General features: G+C 72.6%; 2 protein-coding genes and 1 pseudogene. All 3 read right to left on the bottom strand.

The genetic code is table 11. The annotated features are described in order from the left end of the window. Positions 1-101 precede the first annotated feature (101 nt). Positions 102-446 (bottom strand): annotated as a pseudogene (locus tag ACZ6TI_RS24475) (FxsA family protein); the annotation flags it as partial. Between the two features lie 28 nt (positions 447-474). Next, a complete protein-coding gene (locus ACZ6TI_RS24470) occupies positions 475-1,263 on the bottom strand; it encodes a polyprenol monophosphomannose synthase (RefSeq protein WP_465347447.1) in 789 nt (262 codons plus the stop codon). Next, a complete protein-coding gene (lnt, locus tag ACZ6TI_RS24465) occupies positions 1,260-2,867 on the bottom strand; it encodes an apolipoprotein N-acyltransferase (protein ID WP_465347463.1) in 1,608 nt (535 codons plus the stop codon). The genes ACZ6TI_RS24470 and lnt overlap by 4 nt, the downstream gene beginning before the upstream one ends. Between the last annotated feature and the right edge of the window lie 174 nt (positions 2,868-3,041).

Raw genomic sequence — 3,041 nt, 5'->3', positions numbered from 1 at the left:
CTTCTTATTTCTCCTCCCCCCCACCCCCCCCCCCCCCGCCCCCCCCCACCCCCCCCCCCCCCCCCCCCCCCCCCCCCCCCCCCCCCCCCCCCCCCCCCCCCCCCCCCCCGGGCCAGGTTGCGGAACGGCGGAACCACGAGCAGCAGACCGGCCAGCGAGCTGATGAACCCGGGCATCGCCAGCAGCAGCGCGCCGAGCAGCCCGACCAGCGAGTTGCTGACCTGCTCCCCCGGCGGCTGCCCGGCCTCGGCGGCGGCCCGGAACGCCCGCCACCCGCGGATGCCCTCGCGGCGCAGCAGCACCAGGCCGACCAGGCTGGTCACGGCCAGCGCGAGCAACGTCCAGCCGGCGCCGGCGAAGTGCACGACGGAGATGAACACGGCGATCTCGGCCACGGCGAGCAGCAGGAGACCGATCGGAAGGAAGGCCAGACCCCGGCGTTTCATACCTCCAGCATGACACGCCCGCGCGGGGTCACGGCCAGTTGTCTCCCTGCCGCGGGCGGCGGCCCAGCTTGCTCATCAGGGTGTCGCGGCGGGCCTGCAGACCCCATGTGGTGACGCGCAACAACTGCTCGCGGAAGATGTTCGAACTCATCTTGCTGTCGCCGCGCACCCGCTCGGTGAACGTGATCGGCACCTCGACCACCTTGAAGCCGCCGCGGTAGGCGCGCCAGGCCAGCTCCACCTGGAACGAGTACCCCTGCGACGCCACGGTCTCGACGTCGATCGCGTCCAGCACGGTCATCCGGTATGCCCGGTAGCCGCCGGTGGCGTCGCGGAACGGCATGCCGAGCGCCATCCGGATGTAGATGTTGCCGCCGCGGGAGAGCACCAGCCGGTGCATCGGCCAGTTGTGCACCGAGCCGCCCGGGATGTAGCGCGTGCCGAGCACCGCGTCGTTTTCCCGCAGCGCGTCGAGCAGCGTGGTCAGCTCCTCGGGGGCGTGCGAGCCGTCCGCGTCCATCTCGACGACCGCGTCGTAGCCCTTGTCCTTGGCCCACGCGAAGCCCGCCACATATGCCGCGCCGAGGCCCTGCTTGCCGGCCCGGTGCAGGACGAACACGTGGTCGTCGGCGGCGGCCAGCTCGTCGGCGATGCCGCCGGTGCCGTCCGGGGAGTTGTCGTCCGCGACGAGGATGTCCACCGAGGGGACCGCGCGACGCACCCGTTCGACGATCAACCGGATGTTCTCCGCCTCGTTGTAGGTAGGGATGATCACGAGGACCCGACCGATCCCCGGATATCCTTCCGCCTCGCTCACCGTTCCTCCGGACTCGTCGACTCGGGGGCCGCGCCACGACGCCGGCGGCGGAGCGGCAGCGCCCCGGCTAGGGCGATGACGGCCAGTGCGGCGGCCGCCACCTCGGGCAGGTGACCCGAACGCGTCGCTAGCGTACGCGTCGCGTTCAGGCGCATGTCACCGACCACCACCGCTGGGACGTTGAAGCCGGTCGACGCCTTGACGCGACCGGATGCATCGACGAAGGCCGACACCCCGACCGTGGACACCATCAGGGCTTCGCGGCCGTGCTCGACCGCGCGCAGCCGCACCATGGCGAGCTGCTGGCGGGCCTCCGCCTCGTTGAAGGTGGCGTTGTTGGTCTGCACGGCCAGCACCTGCGCGCCGCCGGTGACCGTGTCGCGGACGATCTCGTCATAGGCCACCTCGAAGCAGATCACGTCGCCGACCGTGATCCGGTCGGTGCGCACGACGCCCGGGGTGGTGCCGGACAGCATGTCGCGGACCAGATCGACCTTCTCGCCGGCGACGAAGCGGGCGATCGGGCGCAACGGCATGTATTCCGCGAACGGGACCGGGTGCCGCTTGATGTAGGTCTGGGACTGATCGGGGCCGGTGACCGGCATCCACAGCAGCCCGGCGTTCTTGATCTCGTTGGGCTTGTCGGTGCGCAGCACCGTGCCGACCAGGATCGGCACCTTGATGATCTCGGCGGCGCGGGCGATCTGCTGCGCCGCGTCCTGGTTGCGCAGCGGGTCGATGTCGCTCGAGTTCTCCGGCCAGACCACCAGATCGGGCTGCCGCTGCTTGCCCTCGGCGACGTCGTTGGCCAGCTGCAGCGTGCCGTTGACGTGGTTGTCCAGCACGGCGCGGCGCTGGGCGTTGAAGTCGAGTCCGAGCCGGGGCACATTGCCCTGCACGATCGCCACCACCCGGGTCGGGCCGGACGGCTCGGCGACCGGCACCAGCATCGGGCCGGCCACCAGCAGGGCGCCGAGCGCGACGAAACCCAGCGCCGCGGGACTGAACCGGCGGCGCCAGAACAGGGCGGCGAGCACACCGCCGGTGGCGGCCACCGCGAAGGTGACCAGCGGCGCGCCGCCCCACACGGCCAGCCGCAGCACGGGCGCGTCGTCCTGGCTGAACGCGAGCCGGCCCCACGGGAAGCCGCCGAACGGCGCCCGGTCGCGGGCCGCCTCCATCGCTGTCCAGAGCAGGGCGGCGAGCAGCGGCCACAACGCCCGCCACCGGTCGATCAGCGGCGACACCCAGGCGGAGGCGAGACCGAGCAGGCCGATGAACGCGGCCTGGACGGTGGACAGCAGCACCCAGGGCAGCCAGCCGGCCGCGAACGTGGTCCACCAGAGCAGCGGATAGAAGAGCACCAGGCCGGCGATCAGGCCGACGCCGAAGCCGCCGCGCAACCGCCGCCGGTGGGTGGCCACGGCGAGCAGCGCCACTCCGGGCGGCGCCAGCCACCACACCCCGTAGGGCGGCAGGGCCAGCAGCAACGCGGCCCCGGCGAGCACCGCCAGCACCAGCGACACCCACAGCCGCAGCGGCCCCTGGATCGGGGCGGGCGCGGGTGCCGGAGCGGGCGCTGCGGGTGGCGGCAGCAGGGTCATCTCCACGGCCGGAAGATTACCTGCCGGCAGATCACGGACGGATTGCGAGGATGTGGAAAGCGGGGGGGGGGGGGGGGAGGGGGGGGGGGGGGGGGGGCCCCCGGTCCCCCCCACGACGAAGGGGAAGGAGGGGGCGAGGACAAACCCCGACAAAAAAAAACCAGGGGGGGTGTG

The organism is Actinoplanes sp. NPDC051388, assembly GCF_055586225.1.
This window is presented reverse-complemented; position numbering and strand designations above follow the sequence as displayed.